The sequence below is a fragment of the Pseudomonas sp. S1_E05 genome (assembly GCF_056337105.1).
The window spans coordinates 627440-646840 of record NZ_JBFRHM010000001.1 but is presented as its reverse complement, the minus strand read 5'-3'; the positions used below and the strand labels follow the sequence as shown (position 1 = coordinate 646840).

15 protein-coding genes and 1 pseudogene are annotated in these 19401 nt (G+C 59.1%); 13 read left to right on the top strand and 3 right to left on the bottom strand.

Annotation, left to right across the window (positions count from 1 at the left end; all coding sequences use genetic code 11):
- Positions 1–186: 186 nt before the first annotated feature.
- Positions 187–2458: pseudogene (clpA, locus tag AB4N33_RS02815) on the bottom strand (ATP-dependent Clp protease ATP-binding subunit ClpA).
- Positions 2459–2488: 30 nt separating this feature from the next.
- Positions 2489–2872 carry an ATP-dependent Clp protease adapter ClpS gene (clpS, locus tag AB4N33_RS02810; RefSeq protein WP_192304177.1) on the bottom strand — a complete coding sequence of 128 codons (384 nt, stop codon included), beginning with the start codon at positions 2870–2872 and terminating at the stop codon, positions 2489–2491.
- Positions 2873–3095: 223 nt separating this feature from the next.
- Here clpS and cspD point away from each other — a divergent pair, with 223 nt between their 5' ends.
- Entirely contained in the window at positions 3096–3365 is a 270-nt protein-coding gene (cspD, locus tag AB4N33_RS02805) for a cold shock domain-containing protein CspD (RefSeq protein ID WP_460122882.1), read from the top strand.
- 80 nt (positions 3366–3445) lie between these two features.
- On the opposite strand, the gene icd is transcribed toward cspD, so the two are convergent.
- On the bottom strand, positions 3446–4702 hold the full coding sequence (gene icd, locus AB4N33_RS02800; protein ID WP_460122879.1) for an NADP-dependent isocitrate dehydrogenase: 1257 nt from the start codon (positions 4700–4702) through the stop codon (positions 3446–3448).
- A gap of 507 nt (positions 4703–5209) precedes the next feature.
- On the opposite strand from icd, the gene AB4N33_RS02795 reads away from it, so the two are divergent.
- The 12 genes from AB4N33_RS02795 to nuoC all read left to right on the top strand — a co-directional run bounded on the left by AB4N33_RS02795 (position 5210) and on the right by nuoC (position 19400).
- Positions 5210–7435, top strand: a complete 2226-nt coding sequence (locus AB4N33_RS02795; RefSeq protein WP_476456356.1) for an NADP-dependent isocitrate dehydrogenase — start codon at positions 5210–5212, stop codon at positions 7433–7435.
- A 193-nt stretch (positions 7436–7628) separates the two neighbouring features.
- The gene (locus AB4N33_RS02790; protein WP_476456355.1) at positions 7629–8075 is read left to right on the top strand and encodes an NUDIX hydrolase; all 447 of its coding nucleotides are present in this window, start codon (positions 7629–7631) and stop codon (positions 8073–8075) included.
- A 59-nt stretch (positions 8076–8134) separates the two neighbouring features.
- Entirely contained in the window at positions 8135–9268 is a 1134-nt protein-coding gene (mnmA, locus tag AB4N33_RS02785) for a tRNA 2-thiouridine(34) synthase MnmA (protein ID WP_460122870.1), read from the top strand.
- Positions 9265–9888: a high frequency lysogenization protein HflD gene (gene hflD, locus AB4N33_RS02780; RefSeq protein WP_476456354.1), complete on the top strand. Its 624-nt coding sequence runs from the start codon at positions 9265–9267 to the stop codon at positions 9886–9888. The genes mnmA and hflD overlap by 4 nt, the downstream gene beginning before the upstream one ends.
- 127 nt (positions 9889–10015) lie before the next feature.
- Entirely contained in the window at positions 10016–11386 is a 1371-nt protein-coding gene (purB, locus tag AB4N33_RS02775) for an adenylosuccinate lyase (protein ID WP_460122862.1), read from the top strand.
- Between the two features lie 86 nt (positions 11387–11472).
- Positions 11473–12642, top strand: coding sequence for a ribosomal protein uL16 3-hydroxylase (locus AB4N33_RS02770; RefSeq protein ID WP_460122859.1), 1170 nt, complete (start codon positions 11473–11475; stop codon positions 12640–12642).
- The gene (locus AB4N33_RS02765; protein WP_460141339.1) at positions 12635–13060 is read left to right on the top strand and encodes a GNAT family N-acetyltransferase; all 426 of its coding nucleotides are present in this window, start codon (positions 12635–12637) and stop codon (positions 13058–13060) included. Before AB4N33_RS02770 ends, AB4N33_RS02765 begins: the two co-directional genes overlap by 8 nt.
- A 257-nt stretch (positions 13061–13317) precedes the next feature.
- Positions 13318–14079, top strand: a complete 762-nt coding sequence (locus AB4N33_RS02760; RefSeq protein ID WP_460122853.1) for a secretin N-terminal domain-containing protein — start codon at positions 13318–13320, stop codon at positions 14077–14079.
- Between the two features lie 468 nt (positions 14080–14547).
- Entirely contained in the window at positions 14548–15873 is a 1326-nt protein-coding gene (gene aceA, locus AB4N33_RS02755) for an isocitrate lyase (RefSeq protein WP_020799541.1), read from the top strand.
- 571 nt (positions 15874–16444) lie between these two features.
- A complete protein-coding gene (locus tag AB4N33_RS02750) occupies positions 16445–16858 on the top strand; it encodes an NADH-quinone oxidoreductase subunit A (RefSeq protein ID WP_077045930.1) in 414 nt (137 codons plus the stop codon).
- A 10-nt stretch (positions 16859–16868) separates the two neighbouring features.
- Positions 16869–17543 (top strand): NuoB/complex I 20 kDa subunit family protein, encoded by a 675-nt coding sequence (locus tag AB4N33_RS02745; RefSeq protein WP_460122849.1) that lies wholly within the window; start codon positions 16869–16871, stop codon positions 17541–17543.
- Positions 17544–17615: 72 nt separating this feature from the next.
- On the top strand, positions 17616–19400 hold the full coding sequence (nuoC, locus tag AB4N33_RS02740) for an NADH-quinone oxidoreductase subunit C/D (protein WP_460122846.1): 1785 nt from the start codon (positions 17616–17618) through the stop codon (positions 19398–19400).
- Position 19401 lies beyond the last annotated feature (1 nt).

Sequence of the window (19401 nt, the reverse complement as noted above, 5' to 3'; positions counted from 1 at the left end):
TTTGTGCGGGAGTGCACTCCCCCTCTGGAGGAGCGAGCATGCTCGCGATGCGCGCAGAGACACCGCTTGGTGTCAGACGCCCAGCGTTATCGTTGGCGCCCATCGCGAGCATGCTCGCTCCTACAGTAGCGCGGCGATATGAAAAAAGGCGCCTTTCGGCGCCTTTTTCCTTGCAGCAGTCAAACATCAGGCCATTTCGGCAGTGGTTTCGAAATCGAAGGTCAGCTCGCCATCCTTGATGTCGATATGCACCACGCCACCATGGTCCGCCAGCTCGCCAAACAGGATCTCTTCCGCCAGCGGACGCTTGATCTTGTCCTGGATCAAACGCGCCATCGGCCGAGCTCCCATTGCCGAGTCGTAGCCACCCTGCGCCAGCCAACTGCGCGCTGCATCGGTCACTTCCAGCTGCACGCGCTTGTCTTCCAGTTGCGCCTGAAGCTCGGTAAGGAACTTGTCCACCACGCTTTTGATGACCTCATGGCTGAGGCGACCAAATTGGATAATGGTGTCCAGGCGGTTGCGGAACTCAGGCGTGAAGCTCTTCTTGATCACTTCCATCGCATCGGACGAGTGGTCCTGATGAGTGAAACCGATAGAAGCCCGCGCTGCGGTTTCGGCACCGGCGTTGGTCGTCATGATGACGATGACGTTACGGAAATCCGCCTTGCGTCCGTTGTTATCGGTCAGCGTACCGTGGTCCATGACCTGCAACAGCAGGTTGAAGACTTCCGGATGCGCCTTCTCGATTTCATCGAGCAACAATACGCAGTGGGGCTGCTTGGTAATGGCTTCGGTCAGCAAACCGCCCTGATCGAACCCGACGTAGCCTGGAGGCGCACCGATGAGACGCGAGACCGTGTGGCGCTCCATGTACTCGGACATGTCGAATCGCACAAGCTCGACACCTAGAGCCTTGGCCAATTGCCGCGCTGCCTCGGTCTTACCTACCCCGGTAGGCCCTGCGAACAGGAACGAACCGACGGGTTTGTCCGGCGACTTGAGGCCGGCACGGGACAGCTTGATGGCGGTGGCCAGCGAATCGATGGCCGCGTCCTGGCCGAACACCGTCAGCTTCAGGTCACGCTCGAGGTTACGCAGCAGCTCCTTGTCGGAACTGGTGACGTGTTTTGGCGGTATCCGCGCAATTTTCGCGACGATGTCCTCGACCTGAGGCACTTCGATGCGTTTCACGCGTTTTTCCGCCGGCTGCAGACGCTGGTAGGCGCCCGCCTCGTCGATGACGTCGATCGCCTTGTCCGGCATGTGCCGATCATTGATGTAGCGCGAAGCGAGTTCAGCGGCGGCGCGCAAGGCTTCATCACTGTATTCGATGTTGTGATGCAGCTCGAAGCGCCCTTTCAGGCCGCGCAGGATACCCACGGTATCTTCCACCGAAGGTTCCGACACATCGACCTTCTGGAAGCGTCGCGCCAGGGCGCGGTCTTTTTCGAAGATCCCGCGAAACTCCTGGAAGGTAGTCGAACCGATGCAGCGGATATCACCGGACGACAGCAGCGGCTTGAGCAGGTTCGAGGCATCCATGACGCCACCGGACGCAGCCCCTGCACCGATGATGGTGTGGATTTCGTCGATGAACAGGATCGCCTGCGGGCGTTTTTTCAGCTCGCCGAGCAGCGCCTTGAAGCGCTTCTCGAAATCGCCACGGTATTTGGTCCCGGCCAGCAAGGCGCCCAGATCGAGGGAGTACACCACGCTGTTGGCCAGAAGGTCCGGCACCTGGTTGTCGACAATGCGCTTGGCCAGGCCCTCGGCGATCGCGGTTTTACCCACGCCCGCCTCGCCGACCAGCAGCGGGTTGTTTTTGCGGCGCCGCGCAAGAATCTGCGCAACGCGCTCGACTTCGAGCTCACGACCCACCAGCGGATCGATCCGCCCCTGGCGCGCGAGTTCGTTGAGGTTGCTGGCATAAGCATCCAGGGGATTGCCTGAAGAAGAAGACTCACCGCCCTCGTCGTCCTGCATATCTTGCTCACCTTCAGAGTGATCGCCATGCCCCGGCACCTTGGAAATGCCATGGGCGATGTAGTTGACGACATCGATGCGCGCAACGCTCTGCTGTTTCAGCAGGAACACTGCCTGACTTTCCTGTTCACTGAAGATTGCAACCAGCACGTTGGCGCCAGTCACTTCGCGTTTGCCCGAGGCTCTGTACATGGAAGACAGCACGTTGCAGAACACGCTGGAAGCCCAGGGTTGGCTGGGTTTCGCGGTCCTCGTCATGAACGGGGATCAATGGCGTGGTGGAGTCGATGAACTCCTGCAGGTCATGCTTGAGTTTGTCGAGGTTTGCGCCGCAGGCACGCAAAACGGTGGCGGCAGCCTCATTATCCAATAGGGCCAGCAGGAGATGCTCGACGGTCATGAACTCATGACGCTTCGAACGGGCCTCCTTGAAGGCTAGATTGAGGGTGACTTCGAGCTCGCGGTTTAACATAGCTTCACCTCATACCCAAGTGGTCGGCGATTAACCGTCCTTCTCGATTTCACAGAGTAGCGGATGCTGGCTTTCCCTGGCGTACTGGTTGACCTGCATGGCCTTGGTCTCGGCAATGTCGCGGGTAAACACTCCACATACTGCCCGTCCTTCGGTATGGACGGCCAGCATGACCTTGGTCGCCAGCTCGCGATTCAGATTAAAAAACACCTCGAGCACTTCGACGACGAAATCCATCGGTGTGTAGTCATCATTGAACAAAACCACCTTGTACATCGGCGGCGCCTGTAAAGCAGGCTTGGCCTCCTGAACAGCAATGCCTGCGGAATCGTCGTCGTGTTCCTCCGGGCGATCATTCTGGAGAGTCGGGCGATCCTGATTGAATGTTAGTCGAATCTGGCTGATTGCATGCATGGAAAGAAAGGTTCGTCAGTTGTGCAAATACAGTATTGGGGGCGGTTTTCAACGATTTCAACACCGGCTGCCGGGTCGCCTTGACTATCGGCAAAACGGTGTTACAACCAATAGAGCCCACAGTGGGTAAAAAAGGTCCGTGGAGTCAATCATATTTAAAGATTTGGCTGCGGATGTCTGGATGATACTCCAGTGATGGAGTCCGTTGCAGAGGGATATGTGTATGGCAGTCGGCAAGGTGAAGTGGTTCAACAATGCAAAGGGGTATGGCTTCATCAACGAGGAAGGCAAGTCGGAAGACCTGTTTGCCCATTACTCGGCCATCAAGATGGACGGCTACAAGACCCTGAAGGCTGGCCAGGCTGTATCCTTCAAAATCATCCAGGGCCCCAAGGGGCTGCATGCGGTGGATATTAATGACGCAGCGGTCAAGAATCCCGAGACACCGGCAGTTGCAGCGCTCAACAGCGCGCATGACACCGTCCCGAACTGACCTGCCCGCCGATACCCAGCCATAAAAAAACCGCCCCGCTCAAGTGATTGAGCCGAGCGGTTTTTTGGCTGCTTGCGGGTTTACATGTGCTTGATCAGCGCCTCGCCGAACCCGGAAGACGATACCAGGGTGGCGCCCTCCATCAGGCGCTCGAAGTCATAGGTCACCGTCTTGGCCTTGATCGCTCCGTTGGTGCCCTTGATGATCAGGTCCGCCGCCTCGGTCCAGCCCAGGTGACGCAGCATCATCTCGGCCGACAGGATGACTGACCCCGGGTTGACCTGATCCTTGCCAGCGTACTTCGGCGCGGTGCCATGGGTCGCTTCGAACATGGCCACGGTGTCGGACAGGTTGGCGCCCGGCGCGATGCCGATGCCGCCCACCTCTGCCGCCAATGCGTCGGAAAGATAATCGCCGTTGAGGTTCAGGGTTGCGATCACGTCATATTCGGCAGGACGCAGCAGGATCTGCTGGAGCATGGCGTCGGCGATGGCATCCTTGACGATGACTTCGCGACCGGTTTTCGGGTTCTTGAACTTCATCCATGGGCCGCCATCGAGCAGCTCGGCGCCGAATTCGTTCTTCGCCACCTCATAGCCCCAGTCCTTGAAGGCACCTTCGGTGAATTTCATGATGTTGCCCTTGTGTACGATGGTCAGCGACTTGCGGTCGTTGTCCACCACGTACTGCAGAGCCTTGCGCACCAGACGCTGGGTGCCCTCTTTCGAGACCGGCTTGATGCCGATGCCGCAGTCCTGGTCGAAACGGATCTTGGTGACGCCCATTTCTTCCTTCAGGAACTTGATAACCTTGTTGGCCTCAGGCGAACCGGCCTTCCACTCGATACCGGCGTAGATGTCTTCGGAGTTCTCGCGGAAAATCACCATGTCGACGTCGCCAGGTTTTTTCACCGGGCTTGGCACGCCTTCAAACCACACCACCGGGCGCAGGCAGACGTACAGGTCCAGTTGCTGGCGCAGGGCTACGTTAAGCGATCGGATACCGCCACCGACTGGCGTGGTCAGCGGTCCCTTGATGGAAACCACATAGTCTTTCACGGCATCCAGGGTTTCCTGGGGCAACCAGGTGTCCTGGTCATAAACCTGGGTGGCTTTCTCGCCGGCATAGACTTCCATCCAGGAAATCTTGCGCTTGCCCCCATAGGCCTTTTCCACGGCAGCATCAACCACTTTGATCATTACGGGACTGACATCGACGCCAATACCGTCCCCTTCGATGAACGGGATGATCGGATTGTCAGGAACATTGAGAGAATGGTCTGCATTGACGGTGATTTTGCCACCGACGGCTGGAACCTGAATCTTCTTGTAACCCATGCTGAACTCCATTATTTGGATTGAACATCTGGCTTGGTTCGAACATACCCCAGTTGAATCGGCGCGCAAACCCTATGTTCCACCCATCTGCCGCAAAGCCACGCAGTTAGTGCCCTACAAGCCTGAAAACCAAGGGAAAAGCGCCAAACTCAAGCACGTGCCACGACTCTACGCTCCAGGCCTGCCTGCGACCTTTAGACCAATGGACGACAATCGTTGCATATGAACCATCGGCAGATTGCCAGCTACCTATGTATAATGCCGCCCGCTGACCACAGAGTCACGACGGCCGACCTCTCCTGCAACTGTATTAGTAGCCGAGATCTCGGGCCTGAAAAGCAGGGCTGTTATCACCGCCCATACGCTTGCCGCTCGACTGATGCACCCAACATCACCGCGCACAAATCTCGACATTCGGCTCATGGATGACTTTGAACGAACGCGCTTATCCGGCGCACCTCGAGTTTCTGCGCACGCTTTAGCATAGAAGAGAGAGTTAATCCGAATATGCCCACCCGCTCGAAGATCATCTATACCTTCACCGACGAAGCCCCAGCCCTCGCCACCTATTCTCTGTTGCCTATCGTAGAGGCGTTCACCGCCTCGGCTGATATCGCCGTGGAAACCCGCGATATCTCTCTTGCAGGGCGCATCCTGGCCAGCTTCCCCGAGCAACTGGGTGACAAAGCCGTAGCCGACCACCTCGCCGAACTGGGCGACCTGGCCGTTACGCCTGAAGCCAACATCATCAAGCTGCCTAACATCAGCGCCTCGGTTCCACAGCTGCAAGCCGCGATCAAGGAACTGCAAGCCCAGGGCTACGCGCTGCCGGACTATCCGGAAACCGTGACCAACGACGCCGACAAAGACGCCAAGGCGCGTTATGACAAGATCAAGGGCAGCGCCGTGAACCCGGTCCTGCGCGAAGGCAACTCTGACCGTCGCGCTCCGCTGTCGGTCAAGAACTACGCACGCAAGCACCCGCACAAAATGGGCGCCTGGGCCAAGGACTCCAAGTCCCACGTCGCGCACATGAGCACCGGCGATTTCTACGGCAGCGAAAAGGCCGCCCTGATCGACGCCGCTGGCGCCGTTAAAATCGAGCTGATCGCTCAGGACGGCACCGCCACCGTTCTGAAGGAAAAGACCACCATACAAGCGGGTGAGATCCTCGATTGCGCCGTGATGAGCAAAAACGCCCTGCGCGCGTTCATCGCTGCCGAAATCGACAGCGCCAAGCAACAAGGCGTACTGCTGTCGGTTCACCTTAAAGCCACCATGATGAAGGTTTCCGACCCCATCATGTTCGGCCAGATCGTTGCCGAGTTCTACAAGGACGCACTGGCCAAGCACGCTGACGTGCTGGCACAGATCGGCTTCAACCTGAACAACGGCATTGGCGACCTGTACGCGCGCATCAAATCCCTGCCAGCCGAACAGCAAGCCGCCATCGAAGCCGACATCCAGGCGGTCTACGCCGTTCGTCCGGCGCTGGCCATGGTCAACTCCGACAAGGGCATCACCAACCTGCACGTGCCGAGCGACGTCATCGTCGACGCCTCGATGCCGGCCATGATCCGTGACTCGGGCAAGATGTGGGGCACCGACGGTCAACTGCACGACACCAAGGCTGTGATTCCGGACCGCTGCTACGCCACCATCTACCAGGCCGTGATCGAAGATTGCAAAGCCAACGGTGCGTTCGATCCGACCACCATGGGCAGCGTGCCAAACGTTGGCCTGATGGCCAAAAAAGCCGAAGAGTATGGCTCGCACGACAAGACTTTCCAGATCAAGAGCAACGGCGTTGTCCGCGTAACGGACAGCAACGGTACCCTGCTGCTGGAACAGTCGGTTGAAGCCGGCGACATCTTCCGCATGTGCCAGACCAAAGACGCGCCGATCCAGGACTGGGTCAAACTGGCCGTCAACCGTGCTCGCGCCAGCAGCACTCCGGCCATTTTCTGGCTGGACCCAATGCGCGCCCACGACGGCGTGGTGATCGAGAAGGTTCAGGCTTACCTGAAGGATCACGACACCGCTGGCCTGGACATCCAGATCATGGCTCCAGTCGACGCAATGAAGTACACCCTGCAGCGCACCCGCGAAGGGAAGGACACCATTTCGGTGACCGGTAACGTACTGCGCGACTACCTGACCGACCTGTTCCCGATCATGGAACTGGGCACCAGCGCCAAGATGCTGTCGATCGTGCCGCTGATGAATGGCGGTGGCCTGTTCGAAACCGGCGCCGGCGGTTCGGCACCCAAGCACGTTCAACAACTGCTGGAAGAGAACTTCCTGCGCTGGGACTCCCTGGGTGAGTTCCTGGCTCTGGCCGCTTCTCTGGAGCACCTGGGCGTGAATTACAACAACCCCAAGGCGCTGGTTCTGGCCAAGACCCTGGACCAGGCCACTGGCCAGTTCCTGGACAACAACAAGTCGCCATCGCGCAAAGTCGGCAACATCGACAACCGCGGCAGCCACTTCTACCTGGCACTGTACTGGGCCCAGGCCCTGGCCGCCCAGACCGAAGACGCTGCACTGCAAGCGCAGTTCGCGACCCTGGCCAAGACACTGGCCGAGAACGAGGCAACCATCGTTGCCGAGCTCAACGCCGTGCAGGGCAAGCCAGTTGATATCGGTGGTTACTACCACGCCGATGCCGAGCTGATCAGCAAGGCCATGCGTCCGAGCGCTACGCTGAACGCGGCGATTGCTGCACTGGTGTAAAGTTGTAAAGCTGCAAGCGAACCCCGGCCCAGTGCCGGGGTTTGTGTTTCTGGCCCTCACCCCCTGTAGGAGCTGGCTTGCCGGCGATGGCGATTCATCTCTCACCATTGATGCAGGCTGACCCACCGCTATCGCTGGCAAGCCAGCTCCTACAGGAGTTAGTGTGATGACATTTATACATCGAGGACACCCGATGGACTGGCAACCCCACATCACCGTCGCCACCATCGTCGAAGACAACGGCCGCTTCCTGATGGTCGAAGAGACCAAACACGGGCGCAACGTGCTCAACCAGCCCGCCGGCCACCTCGACCCCAATGAGACCCTGATCGAAGCCGCCGTGCGCGAAACTCTCGAGGAAACCGGCTGGGACGTCGAGCCGACCGGCGTACTGGGTATCTACCTGTACACCGCCCCCAGCAACGGCGTGACCTACCAACGGGTCTGCTTCATTGCCAAGGCTCTTAAACACCACCCCGACTATCAACTGGACGACGGCATCGTCGGCGCCCGGTGGCTGACCCGTAATGAATTGATCGAGCAGCGAGAACACTGGCGCAGCGAGTTGATCATGCGTTGCATCGATGATTATCTGGACGGTAAACGCTTCGCCCTCGAACTGATCCGCCCTTCTCTTTAGCCTTGTGGACCGCAGCCTGATAGAATCGCGTCCTTTTTCAAGACACTCATTAAATCCCTATGCGTGATCCAGCCCCTTCTGACACACAAAAGAAGCGCGTCATTGTCGGCATGTCCGGCGGCGTGGACTCTTCCGTTTCCGCCCTCCTGCTGATCGAGCAGGGCTACGAGGTGGAAGGCCTGTTCATGAAGAACTGGGAAGAAGACGACGGAACGGAATATTGCACGGCCATGGACGACCTGGCGGACGCTCAGGCCGTGTGCGACAAGATTGGCATCAAGCTCCACACCGCCAACTTCGCCGCCGAGTACTGGGACAACGTGTTCGAGCATTTCCTGGCCGAATACAAGGCCGGCCGCACGCCGAACCCGGACATCCTGTGCAACCGCGAGATCAAGTTCAAGGCGTTCCTCGACTACGCCATGATGCTGGGCGCTGACCTGATCGCCACCGGCCACTACGTACGCCGGCGTGACATCGATGGCCGCACCGAGCTGCTCAAGGGCCTGGACCCGAACAAGGACCAGAGCTACTTCCTGCACGCCGTCGGCGGTGAACAGATCGCCAAGACCCTGTTCCCGGTCGGCGAACTGGAAAAACCGCAGGTCCGGGCGATTGCCGAGAAATACGAACTGGCCACCGCGAAGAAGAAAGACTCCACCGGGATCTGTTTCATCGGCGAACGCCGCTTCAGCGACTTCCTCAAGCAGTACCTGCCGGCACAACCGGGCGAGATCAAGACCACCGAAGGCGAAGTCATCGGTCGCCACCATGGCCTGATGTACCACACCATCGGCCAGCGTCAGGGCCTGGGCATCGGCGGCCTCAAAGACGCCAGCGATGAGCCGTGGTACGTGCTGATCAAGGACCTGGAGCACAACGAGCTGATCGTCGGCCAGGGTAATGATCACCCGTACCTGTTCTCCCGCGCCCTGCTCGCCTCGGACATCTATTGGGTCAACCCGATCGAACTGAGCCAGCCGCGCAAGCTGACCGCCAAGGTCCGCTATCGCCAGGGCGACCAGCCGTGCACGCTCGAAAAAACGGCCACCGGCTATCGTGCGACCTTCGATGACCCGCAACGCGCGGTCACCCCGGGACAATCGGTCGTGTTCTACGACGGCGAAATCTGCCTGGGCGGCGGCGTCATTGAAGTGGCTGAACCGTGGACCAGCAAAGGCAACGCCTCATGAGCCCGATCCAGGAGCAATTGACGGCACTGGGCGGCGTGTTTCTCGCCGCCGTGCTGGTAGACCGAATCGCCAAGACCGGCCAGACCAGCGAAGCAGGCCTGACCTGCATGCTCGGCAGCCTGCTGATCCGCGACCCCAAGGACACCCTGGAAGTCTACGGCGGCGATGACCTCAATCTACGTGAAGGTTATCGTGCGCTGATCGGCGCCCTTGAACGCGACCCGAGCACGCTCCAGCGCGAGCCGTTGCGCTATGCCCTGGCAATGCTGGGCCTTGAGCGTCAACTGGCCAAGCGCGATGACATGCTGGAAGTGATTGGCAAACGCCTGCCACAGATCCAGTCCCAGGTCGAACACTTCGGCCCCACTCACGAAAACGTGATCGCGGCATGCGGCGCCTTGTACCAGGACACCCTGAGCACCCTGCGCCAGCGGATTCAGGTGCATGGCGACATGCGCAACCTGCAGCAACCGAGCAACGCCTCAAAGATCCGCGCGCTGCTGCTGGCGGGTATCCGCTCCGCGCGCCTGTGGCGGCAACTGGGCGGCCATCGCTGGCAGTTGGTGATCAGCCGCAAAAAACTGCTCAAAGAGCTTTACCCGCTGATGCGCAGCAGTTGATTTGGCACCCGCAGCACCCTGTTTGATGTGAAACGCGTACAACGCTGGTCAGTTGGCAACGGACCGGCGGTTTTTTTCATGTATGATACGCGCCCCATTTCGTTGCCCGACTGTCCGAGAACACCCCATGCAGCTCTCTTCGCTCACTGCGGTTTCCCCTGTTGACGGCCGCTACGCCGGCAAAACCCAGGCCCTGCGCCCAATTTTCAGCGAGTACGGCCTGATCCGTGCCCGCGTCCTGGTTGAAGTGCGCTGGCTCCAGCGCCTGGCCGCCCACCCGGGTATCGGTGAAGTGCCGGCGTTCTCCGCCGAGGCCAACGCCGTCCTGAATGCCCTGGCGGAAAACTTCTCCGTCGAGCACGCCGAGCGCGTCAAAGAGATCGAGCGCACCACCAACCACGACGTCAAAGCCATCGAATACCTGCTCAAAGAGCAAGCGGCCAAGCTGCCGGAACTGGCGGCTGTCAGCGAATTCATCCACTTTGCCTGCACCAGCGAGGACATCAACAACCTGTCCCACGCCCTGATGCTGCGCGAAGGCCGTGATGATGTAATGCTGCCACTGATGCGCCAGACGGCCGAAGCCATCCGTGAACTGGCGATCCGCTTCGCCGATGTGCCCATGCTGTCGCGCACCCACGGCCAGGCCGCATCGCCGACCACCCTGGGCAAGGAACTGGCGAACGTGGTTTACCGCCTGGAGCGCCAGATCGCCCAGGTGGCGGCCGTTCCGCTGCTGGGCAAGATCAACGGTGCTGTCGGCAACTACAACGCTCACCTGTCGGCCTACCCGGAAATCGACTGGGAAGCCAACGCCCGCGCTTTCATCGAGGACGAACTGGGCCTGGGTTTCAACCCTTACACCACCCAGATCGAGCCGCACGACTACATCGCCGAACTGTTCGACGCGATCGCGCGTTTCAACACCATCCTGATCGACTTCGACCGCGACATCTGGGGCTACATCTCCCTGGGCTACTTCAAGCAGCGCACCATTGCTGGCGAAATCGGTTCCTCGACCATGCCGCACAAGGTCAACCCGATCGACTTCGAAAACTCCGAAGGCAACCTGGGCATCGCCAACGCCCTGTTCCAGCACCTGGCGAGCAAATTGCCGATTTCCCGCTGGCAGCGCGACCTGACCGACTCCACCGTACTGCGCAATCTCGGTGTCGGCTTCGCCCACAGCGTGATCGCGTACGAAGCCAGCCTCAAGGGCATCAGCAAACTCGAACTCAACGCGCAGAAAATTGCCGCTGACCTGGACGCTTGCTGGGAAGTCCTGGCCGAGCCGATTCAAACGGTCATGCGTCGCTACAACATCGAAAACCCGTACGAGAAGCTCAAAGAGTTGACCCGTGGCAAAGGCATCAGCCCTGAAGCATTGCAGACTTTCATCGACGGACTGGATATGCCTGCCCCTGCCAAGGCCGAACTGAAACTGCTCACCCCGGCCAACTACATCGGCAACGCCGTGGCACAAGCCAAGCGCATCTGATCGACCGCTGACCCCGTTTGAGACGCCCGGCAGCGCCGGGCGTTTTTATTCCCGTCTGAAAAGTGCTTTTTTTCAATAGGTTACACATGAACTCTGATACTCCTCTTCAACTTCTGGGCGGCATCACGGCGCGCGAGTTTCTGCGCGACTACTGGCAGAAGAAACCACTGTTGATCCGTCAGGCGATCCCTGACTTCGAAAGCCCGATCGAGCCGGACGAACTGGCCGGCCTGGCGCTGGAAGAAGAAGTCGAATCGCGCCTGGTGATCGAGCACGGCGAGACCCCCTGGGAAATGCGCCGCGGCCCGTTTGCCGAAGACGAATTCAGCAAGCTGCCGGAACGCGACTGGACCCTGCTGGTTCAAGCCGTCGATCAGTTCGTACCGGAGGTCGCAGAACTGCTCGAGCAATTCCGCTTTCTGCCGAGCTGGCGCATCGACGACGTGATGATGAGCTTCGCCGCTCCGGGTGGCAGCGTCGGACCGCACTTCGACAACTACGACGTGTTCCTGCTGCAGGGTCATGGCAAGCGCAACTGGAAAATCGGCCAGATGTGCAACACCGAAAGCCCGCTGATGGAGCACGCCGACCTGCGCATCCTCGCCGACTTCAACGCCACCGATGAGTGGGTTCTGGAGCCGGGCGACATGCTTTACCTGCCACCGCGCCTCGCCCATTGGGGCGTGGCCGTGGATGACTGCCTGACCTACTCGGTAGGCTTCCGCGCGCCGAGCGCCGCTGAAGTACTGACCCACTTCACCGACTTCCTCAGCCAGTTTCTCTCGGACGAAGAACGCTACACCGACGCCGACGCCCTCCCGGCCGCCGACCCGCACCAGATTCAGCACGACGCCCTGGATCGCCTCAAAAGCCTCTTGGCCGAGCACATGGGCGACGAACGCCTGCTGCTGACCTGGTTCGGCCAGTTCATGACCGAGCCGCGCTACCCGGAATTGGTCACCGGTCTTGAAGACCTCGCCGAAGAGGACATGCTCGCCAGCCTGCAGGACGGCGCCGTGCTGATCCGCAACCCGAGCGCACGCCTGGCCTGGTCCGAAGTCGATGACAACCTGATGCTGTTCGCCAGCGGCCAGAGTCGCTACCTGCCGGGCAAACTGCGTGAGCTGCTGAAAATGATTTGCGCTGCTGACGCACTGCACGCCGACAACCTCGGCAAGTGGCTGAGCGACGAAGACGGTCGCGGCCTGCTGTGCGAACTGATCAAGCAAGGAAGCCTGGGATTTGCCGATGAATAAAATTCACGTACGTGTCGCAGACTGGCAAAAGGATAACGCCGAGATCCGGCGCATTCGTGAAACGGTGTTCATCGCCGAGCAAGCCGTTCCACCTGAACTGGAATGGGATGCCGACGATGCGACAGCGGTGCATTTCCTCGCATTCGAGGGCGACTTCCCGATTGGCACCGCCCGCCTGCTGCCCGACGGGCATGTTGGCCGGGTCTCGGTGCTCAAGGATTGGCGTGGCCTGAAAGTCGGTGACGCGCTGATGCACGCGGTGATTGGCGAAGCCGAAAAACGCGGCCTGAAACAGCAGATGCTCAGCGCACAAGTTCAGGCCACGGCATTCTACGAACGCCTGGGCTTCTGCATGGTCAGTGAAGAGTTCCTGGAAGCAGGGATTCCGCATGTCGATATGGTTCGGCATTCGAGCTGACGCTTCAAACTGCAAACAAAAACGCCCCGCCATTTTCCAGATGCCGGGGCGTTTTGCTGTCTACGATTCAACTTGCCCCACAGGACGCCGACAAACTGGCAATATCGAAGCATTACTCTTTCCCCTGTAGGAGCGAGCTCGCTCGCGATGGACGTCAACGATAACGATGGCTGTCTGATTCCCCGCGGTGCCTGGTCTACCATCGCGAGCAAGCTCGCTCCTACAGGGACCGTTCACAGAAGTCGGAGATTACGGACATGTCCCTACGCACCCTGCTCACCTCGCTGTTGCTGACCTGTAGCTTTGCGGTCAGCGCCGCGACGGAGATCGTGCCGCTCAATTACCACACCAGCGCCGACATGCTGCCCCTGGCCCAGGACTTCATTGGCCAGGACGGCAAGGTCAGCGCCTACGGCAATCAGCTGGTGGTCAATGCCGATCAGCGCAAGATCGACGAACTTAAAGCACTCATCGCTCAACTCGACACCCAACCCAAACGCCTGCTGATCACTGTCGACACCAACGAAAACAACTTCCAGGGAGACCAGGGCTATTCGGTGAACGGCGCCAAGCCGAGCCAGACCCGGATCATCAACCGCAGCACCGACAGCCGCGACGGCGGCATCCAGCAAGTCCAGGCCAGCGAAGGTGCCCCGGCGTTGATCCAGGTCGGCCAGAGCGTGCCGTTGACCAGTACGCAGAGCGACTCCTATGGAGACCTGCGCAGCCAGACCGAATACCGCAACGTCACCCAGGGTTTCTACGTCACCGCCAGCGTCACCGGCGACATCGTCCACCTGTCGATCAGTACCAATCGTGACCGCATGAGCCAGGAACGCCCGGATGTAGTGAACGTGCAAAGCACCGACACAACCGTCACCGGACGCCTCGGCGAGTGGATCACCCTGGCCGGCGTCAATCGCCAGACCCAGGCCGACAAACAGGGCCTGACCCGCAGCTACTCGACTCAAGGCCGGGATGACATGACCCTGCGGGTGAAAGTCGATACTTTGGACTAAAGCACCGAAAACTGACTGATTAGTCGTATTAGACCAAAGATGTAGTGCCTGAAAAAAAGCACTACAAAACGTTTGACGGGCCAAAAAAGCGAAGGCATGATGGCCTCGCTCCCGCTAATCAGGGGCCCTGGCAAGGGCCTTCGAAGCGCAGTTTGCATCTACCCCGCGAACCGCTTCGTGTCTGTACCGCCCACAAGGTGTGTTTGACGAGATTGCCGACTGGAACGAAGTTGTCCCGAGGGACGGAAGCGTAATTAGGTAACCCGGCATCACACTGAAGTTCGCATCAAGGCCCACGACGCCCCGATGTGCCCGACAGTCGCCCTTACCTGCTCCCCTCGAGCCCATCGTTCATCCCGTCGCCAGTCCCGCCGAATCCGACTTGACCATCAAAGCTTCTGGTCAGCGAGCGCATGAATATTCCACCGCAGAACAACTTTTCATAAAGACGCGACGAGGTTTATCTCCATGGCACTGACACGCGAACAGCAAATTGCAGCCCTTGAAAAAGACTGGGCTGAAAACCCGCGCTGGAAAGGCGTGACTCGCACCTACTCCGCTGCTGACGTCGTCCGCCTGCGTGGCTCGGTTCAACCAGAGCACACCTTTGCAAAAATGGGCGCCGAGAAGCTGTGGAACCTGGTCACCCAGGGTGCCAAGCCAGCCTTCCGTCCTGAGAAAGATTTCGTCAACTGCATGGGCGCCCTGACCGGCGGCCAGGCTGTGCAACAAGTCAAGGCTGGGATCCAGGCGATCTACCTGTCCGGCTGGCAGGTTGCCGCCGACAACAACTCCGCCGAATCGATGTACCCGGACCAGTCGCTGTACCCGGTGGACTCGGTTCCAACCGTGGTCAAGCGCATCAACAACTCGTTCCGTCGTGCCGACCAGATCCAATGGAAAGCTGGCAAGAACCCAGGCGATGAAGGCTACATCGACTACTTCGCGCCAATCGTGGCTGACGCCGAAGCCGGTTTCGGCGGCGTACTGAACGCCTACGAGCTCATGAAGAGCATGATCGAAGCAGGCGCCGCCGGTGTTCACTTCGAAGACCAACTGGCGTCCGTGAAAAAATGCGGGCACATGGGTGGCAAGGTGCTGGTGCCCACCCAGGAAGCCGTACAGAAGCTGACCGCTGCTCGCCTGGCCGCTGACGTTGCCGGTACGCCGACCATCATCCTGGCCCGCACCGACGCCAACGCGGCTGACCTGCTGACTTCGGACTGCGACCCGTACGACCAGCCGTTCGTGACTGGCGAACGTACCCAGGAAGGCTTCTACAAAGTACGCGCCGGCCTGGATCAAGCCATTGCTCGCGGCCTGGCCTACGCGCCGTATGCCGACCTGATCTGGTGCGAAACCGCCAAGCCGGACCTGGAAGAAGCACGCCGTTTCGCCGAAGCGATCAAGAAGGAATACCCGGACCAACTGCTGTCGTACAACTGCTCGCCTTCCTTCAACTGGAAGAAAAACCTGGACGACGCGACCATCGCCAAGTTCCAGCGCGAACTGTCCGCCATGGGCTACAAGCACCAGTTCATCACCCTGGCCGGCATTCACAACATGTGGCACAGCATGTTCAACCTGGCGCACGATTACGCCCGCAACGACATGACCGCCTACGTGAAGCTGCAAGAGCAGGAATTCGCCGACGCTGCCAAAGGCTACACCTTCGTGGCTCACCAGCAGGAAGTGGGCACCGGCTACTTCGACGACATGACCACCGTGATCCAGGGTGGCTCGTCTTCGGTGACCGCGCTGACCGGCTCGACCGAAGAAGAGCAGTTCCACTGATACACCGCTCGCATGAGCAATGGCCCTTGCGGACCGATTGAAAGCTAACCGCAAGGCATGTGATCTGAAGCCCCGAATTGTTCGGGGCTTTTTTTCGTCTGTCGCCTGCAGCGACGGCGGCGACCTTCGCCCATAGCGGTGGCAAAAAAATCACCACATCGCACACCCGCCCACATTGATCGGGATCACTGTCATCTCAGGAAAAACAGGGTAAAACGTCGCAGCACAATACTTGCTGTAATGTACATATAAGAAGGCGCGTGAAATTCAATCCAGATAAGCAATTTACAAAACCGCCGCAAACAATATTGATTATCATTTAGCAGCAACTATGCTTGTTACATCTCTCACAAAACATAATTGATGAAAAGCTGGCTAATGCCCGCAACGCCTGGGCTGAAGGGGCTTCGGAGGTGGGCTTTGTCCTTATTCCTATAAATAATTTCGCTATAGTAATTTTACTTGCACGGTGTTTAGCCATAAAATCAGCAGGATTGATTGCTGCGACATATCGTCACTGCTTTGTTCTTTCAAGCTCAGAGACCTTTGCTCTCTGTTAAGGATTACCAGCATGCCCGAAGCGACAGGACTCATGGCCCACAACTGGGGCTTTGCCATTTTCCTTCTAGGCGTCATCGGCCTCTGTGCCTTCATGCTGGGTGTGTCCAGCCTCCTCGGGTCAAAAGCCTGGGGCCGCAGCAAAAACGAACCGTTCGAGTCAGGCATGCTACCTACAGGTGGCGCCCGCTTGCGGCTCTCTGCCAAATTCTATCTGGTCGCGATGCTCTTCGTGATCTTCGATATCGAAGCCCTCTTTCTCTTTGCATGGTCTGTGTCCGTCCGCGAAAGCGGCTGGACCGGATTCGTCGAAGCTCTCGTTTTCATAGCAATTCTGTTGGCAGGTCTTGTCTACCTGTTCCGAGTGGGCGCCCTTGACTGGGCTCCGGAAGCTCGTCGCAAGCGGCAGGCGAAGCTGAAACAATGAGGCTTTGGCAATGCAATACAATCTCACCAGGATCGACCCCGATGCTCCTAACGAGCAGTACCCGATCGGCCAACGGGAAACCGTTGCCGATCCGTTAGAGGATCAAGTCCACAAAAACATTTTCATGGGCAAGCTGGAAGACGTGCTTAACGGCACGATCAACTGGGGGCGCAAGAATTCCCTGTGGCCGTATAACTTCGGCCTCTCCTGCTGCTACGTGGAAATGACCACCGCCTTCACGGCGCCCCACGACATCGCGCGCTTTGGCGCCGAAGTTATCCGGGCATCACCGCGCCAGGCCGATTTCATGGTTATCGCCGGCACCTGCTTCATCAAGATGGCGCCGATCATCCAGCGTCTCTACGAGCAGATGCTCGAACCTAAATGGGTTATCTCCATGGGTTCGTGTGCCAACTCGGGTGGCATGTACGACATCTACTCCGTGGTTCAAGGGGTGGACAAGTTCCTGCCCGTGGATGTCTACGTGCCTGGCTGCCCGCCCCGCCCTGAAGCTTTTCTGCAAGGCTTGATGCTGTTGCAGGAGTCGATTGGCCAGGAGCGTCGCCCACTTTCCTGGGTCGTTGGTGATCAAGGCGTTTATCGCGCCGAGATGCCATCGGAAAAGGAAAAGCGCCGCGAACAGCGTATTCAGGTAACCAACCTGCGCAGCCCCGACGAAGTCTGATCCAGTTCTGCTGTTTCAAAGAAACGAAAAACTGGCTTCATTCTTTACGTTGACCGAAAGCGATAAATAACCATGACTACAGGCAGTGCTCTGTACATCCCGCCTTACAAGGCAGACGACCAGGATGTGGTCGTCGAACTGAACAACCGTTTTGGCCCGGAGGCGTTCACCGCCCAGTCCACCCGCACCGGCATGCCGGTGCTTTGGGTTGCCCGCGCCAAACTCGTCGAAGTCCTGACCTTCCTGCGCAACCTGCCCAAGCCGTACGTCATGCTCTATGACCTGCATGGCGTGGACGAGCGTCTGCGTACCAAGCGTCAAGGGCTGCCAAGCGGTGCCGACTTCACGGTGTTCTACCACCTGATGTCGATCGAACGTAACAGCGACGTGATGATCAAGGTCGCGTTGTCCGAAGGCGATCTCAGCCTGCCGAGCGTTACCAGCATCTGGCCGAACGCCAACTGGTACGAGCGCGAAGTCTGGGACATGTACGGCATCGACTTCAAAGGCCACCCTCACCTGTCGCGCATCATGATGCCGCCGACCTGGGAAGGTCACCCGCTGCGCAAGGACTTCCCGGCCCGTGCCACCGAGTTCGATCCGTTCACCTTGAACCTGGCAAAGCAGCAGCTCGAAGAAGAGTCCGCGCGCTTCAAGCCTGAAGACTGGGGCATGAAACGCTCTGGCCCGAACGAGGACTACATGTTCCTCAACCTGGGTCCGAACCACCCTTCGGCCCACGGCGCGTTCCGCATCATCCTGCAGCTGGACGGTGAAGAAATCGTCGACTGCGTGCCCGACATCGGCTACCACCACCGTGGTGCCGAAAAGATGGCCGAGCGCCAATCCTGGCACAGCTTCATTCCGTACACCGACCGCATCGACTACCTCGGCGGCGTGATGAACAACCTGCCGTACGTGCTCTCGGTCGAGAAGCTGGCCGGCATCAAGGTACCAGAGAAGGTCGATGTCATCCGCATCATGATGGCCGAGTTCTTCCGGATCACCAGCCACCTGCTGTTCCTGGGCACCTACATCCAGGACGTGGGAGCGATGACTCCGGTGTTCTTCACCTTCACCGACCGCCAGCGCGCCTACACCGTGATCGAGGCCATCACCGGCTTCCGTCTGCACCCGGCCTGGTACCGCATCGGCGGCGTCGCGCACGACTTGCCACGCGGTTGGGAAAAACTGGTGAAAGACTTCGTCGAGTGGATGCCAAAGCGCCTGGACGAGTACCAGAAAGCTGCCCTGGACAACAGCATCCTGCGTGGCCGGACCATTGGCGTCGCCGATTACAACACCAAGCAAGCCCTCGAGTGGGGTGTCACTGGTGCCGGCCTGCGCTCGACCGGTTGCGACTTCGACCTGCGTAAGGCACGTCCGTACTCGGGCTACGAAAACTTCGAATTCGAAGTACCGCTGGCTGCCAACGGCGATGCCTATGACCGATGCATCGTGCGCGTGGAAGAAATGCGCCAGAGCATCCGGATCATCGATCAGTGCCTGCGCAACATGCCGGAAGGCCCGTACAAGGCGGATCACCCGCTGACCACGCCGCCGCCAAAAGAGCGCACGCTGCAGCACATCGAAACCTTGATCACGCACTTCCTGCAAGTTTCGTGGGGCCCGGTCATGCCGGCCAACGAATCCTTCCAGATGATCGAAGCGACCAAGGGCATCAACAGTTATTACCTGACGAGCGATGGCGGCACCATGAGCTACCGCACCCGGATTCGTACCCCAAGCTTCCCGCACCTGCAGCAGATCCCTTCGGTGATCAAAGGCAGCATGGTCGCGGACTTGATCGCGTACCTGGGTAGTATCGATTTCGTTATGGCCGACGTGGACCGCTAAG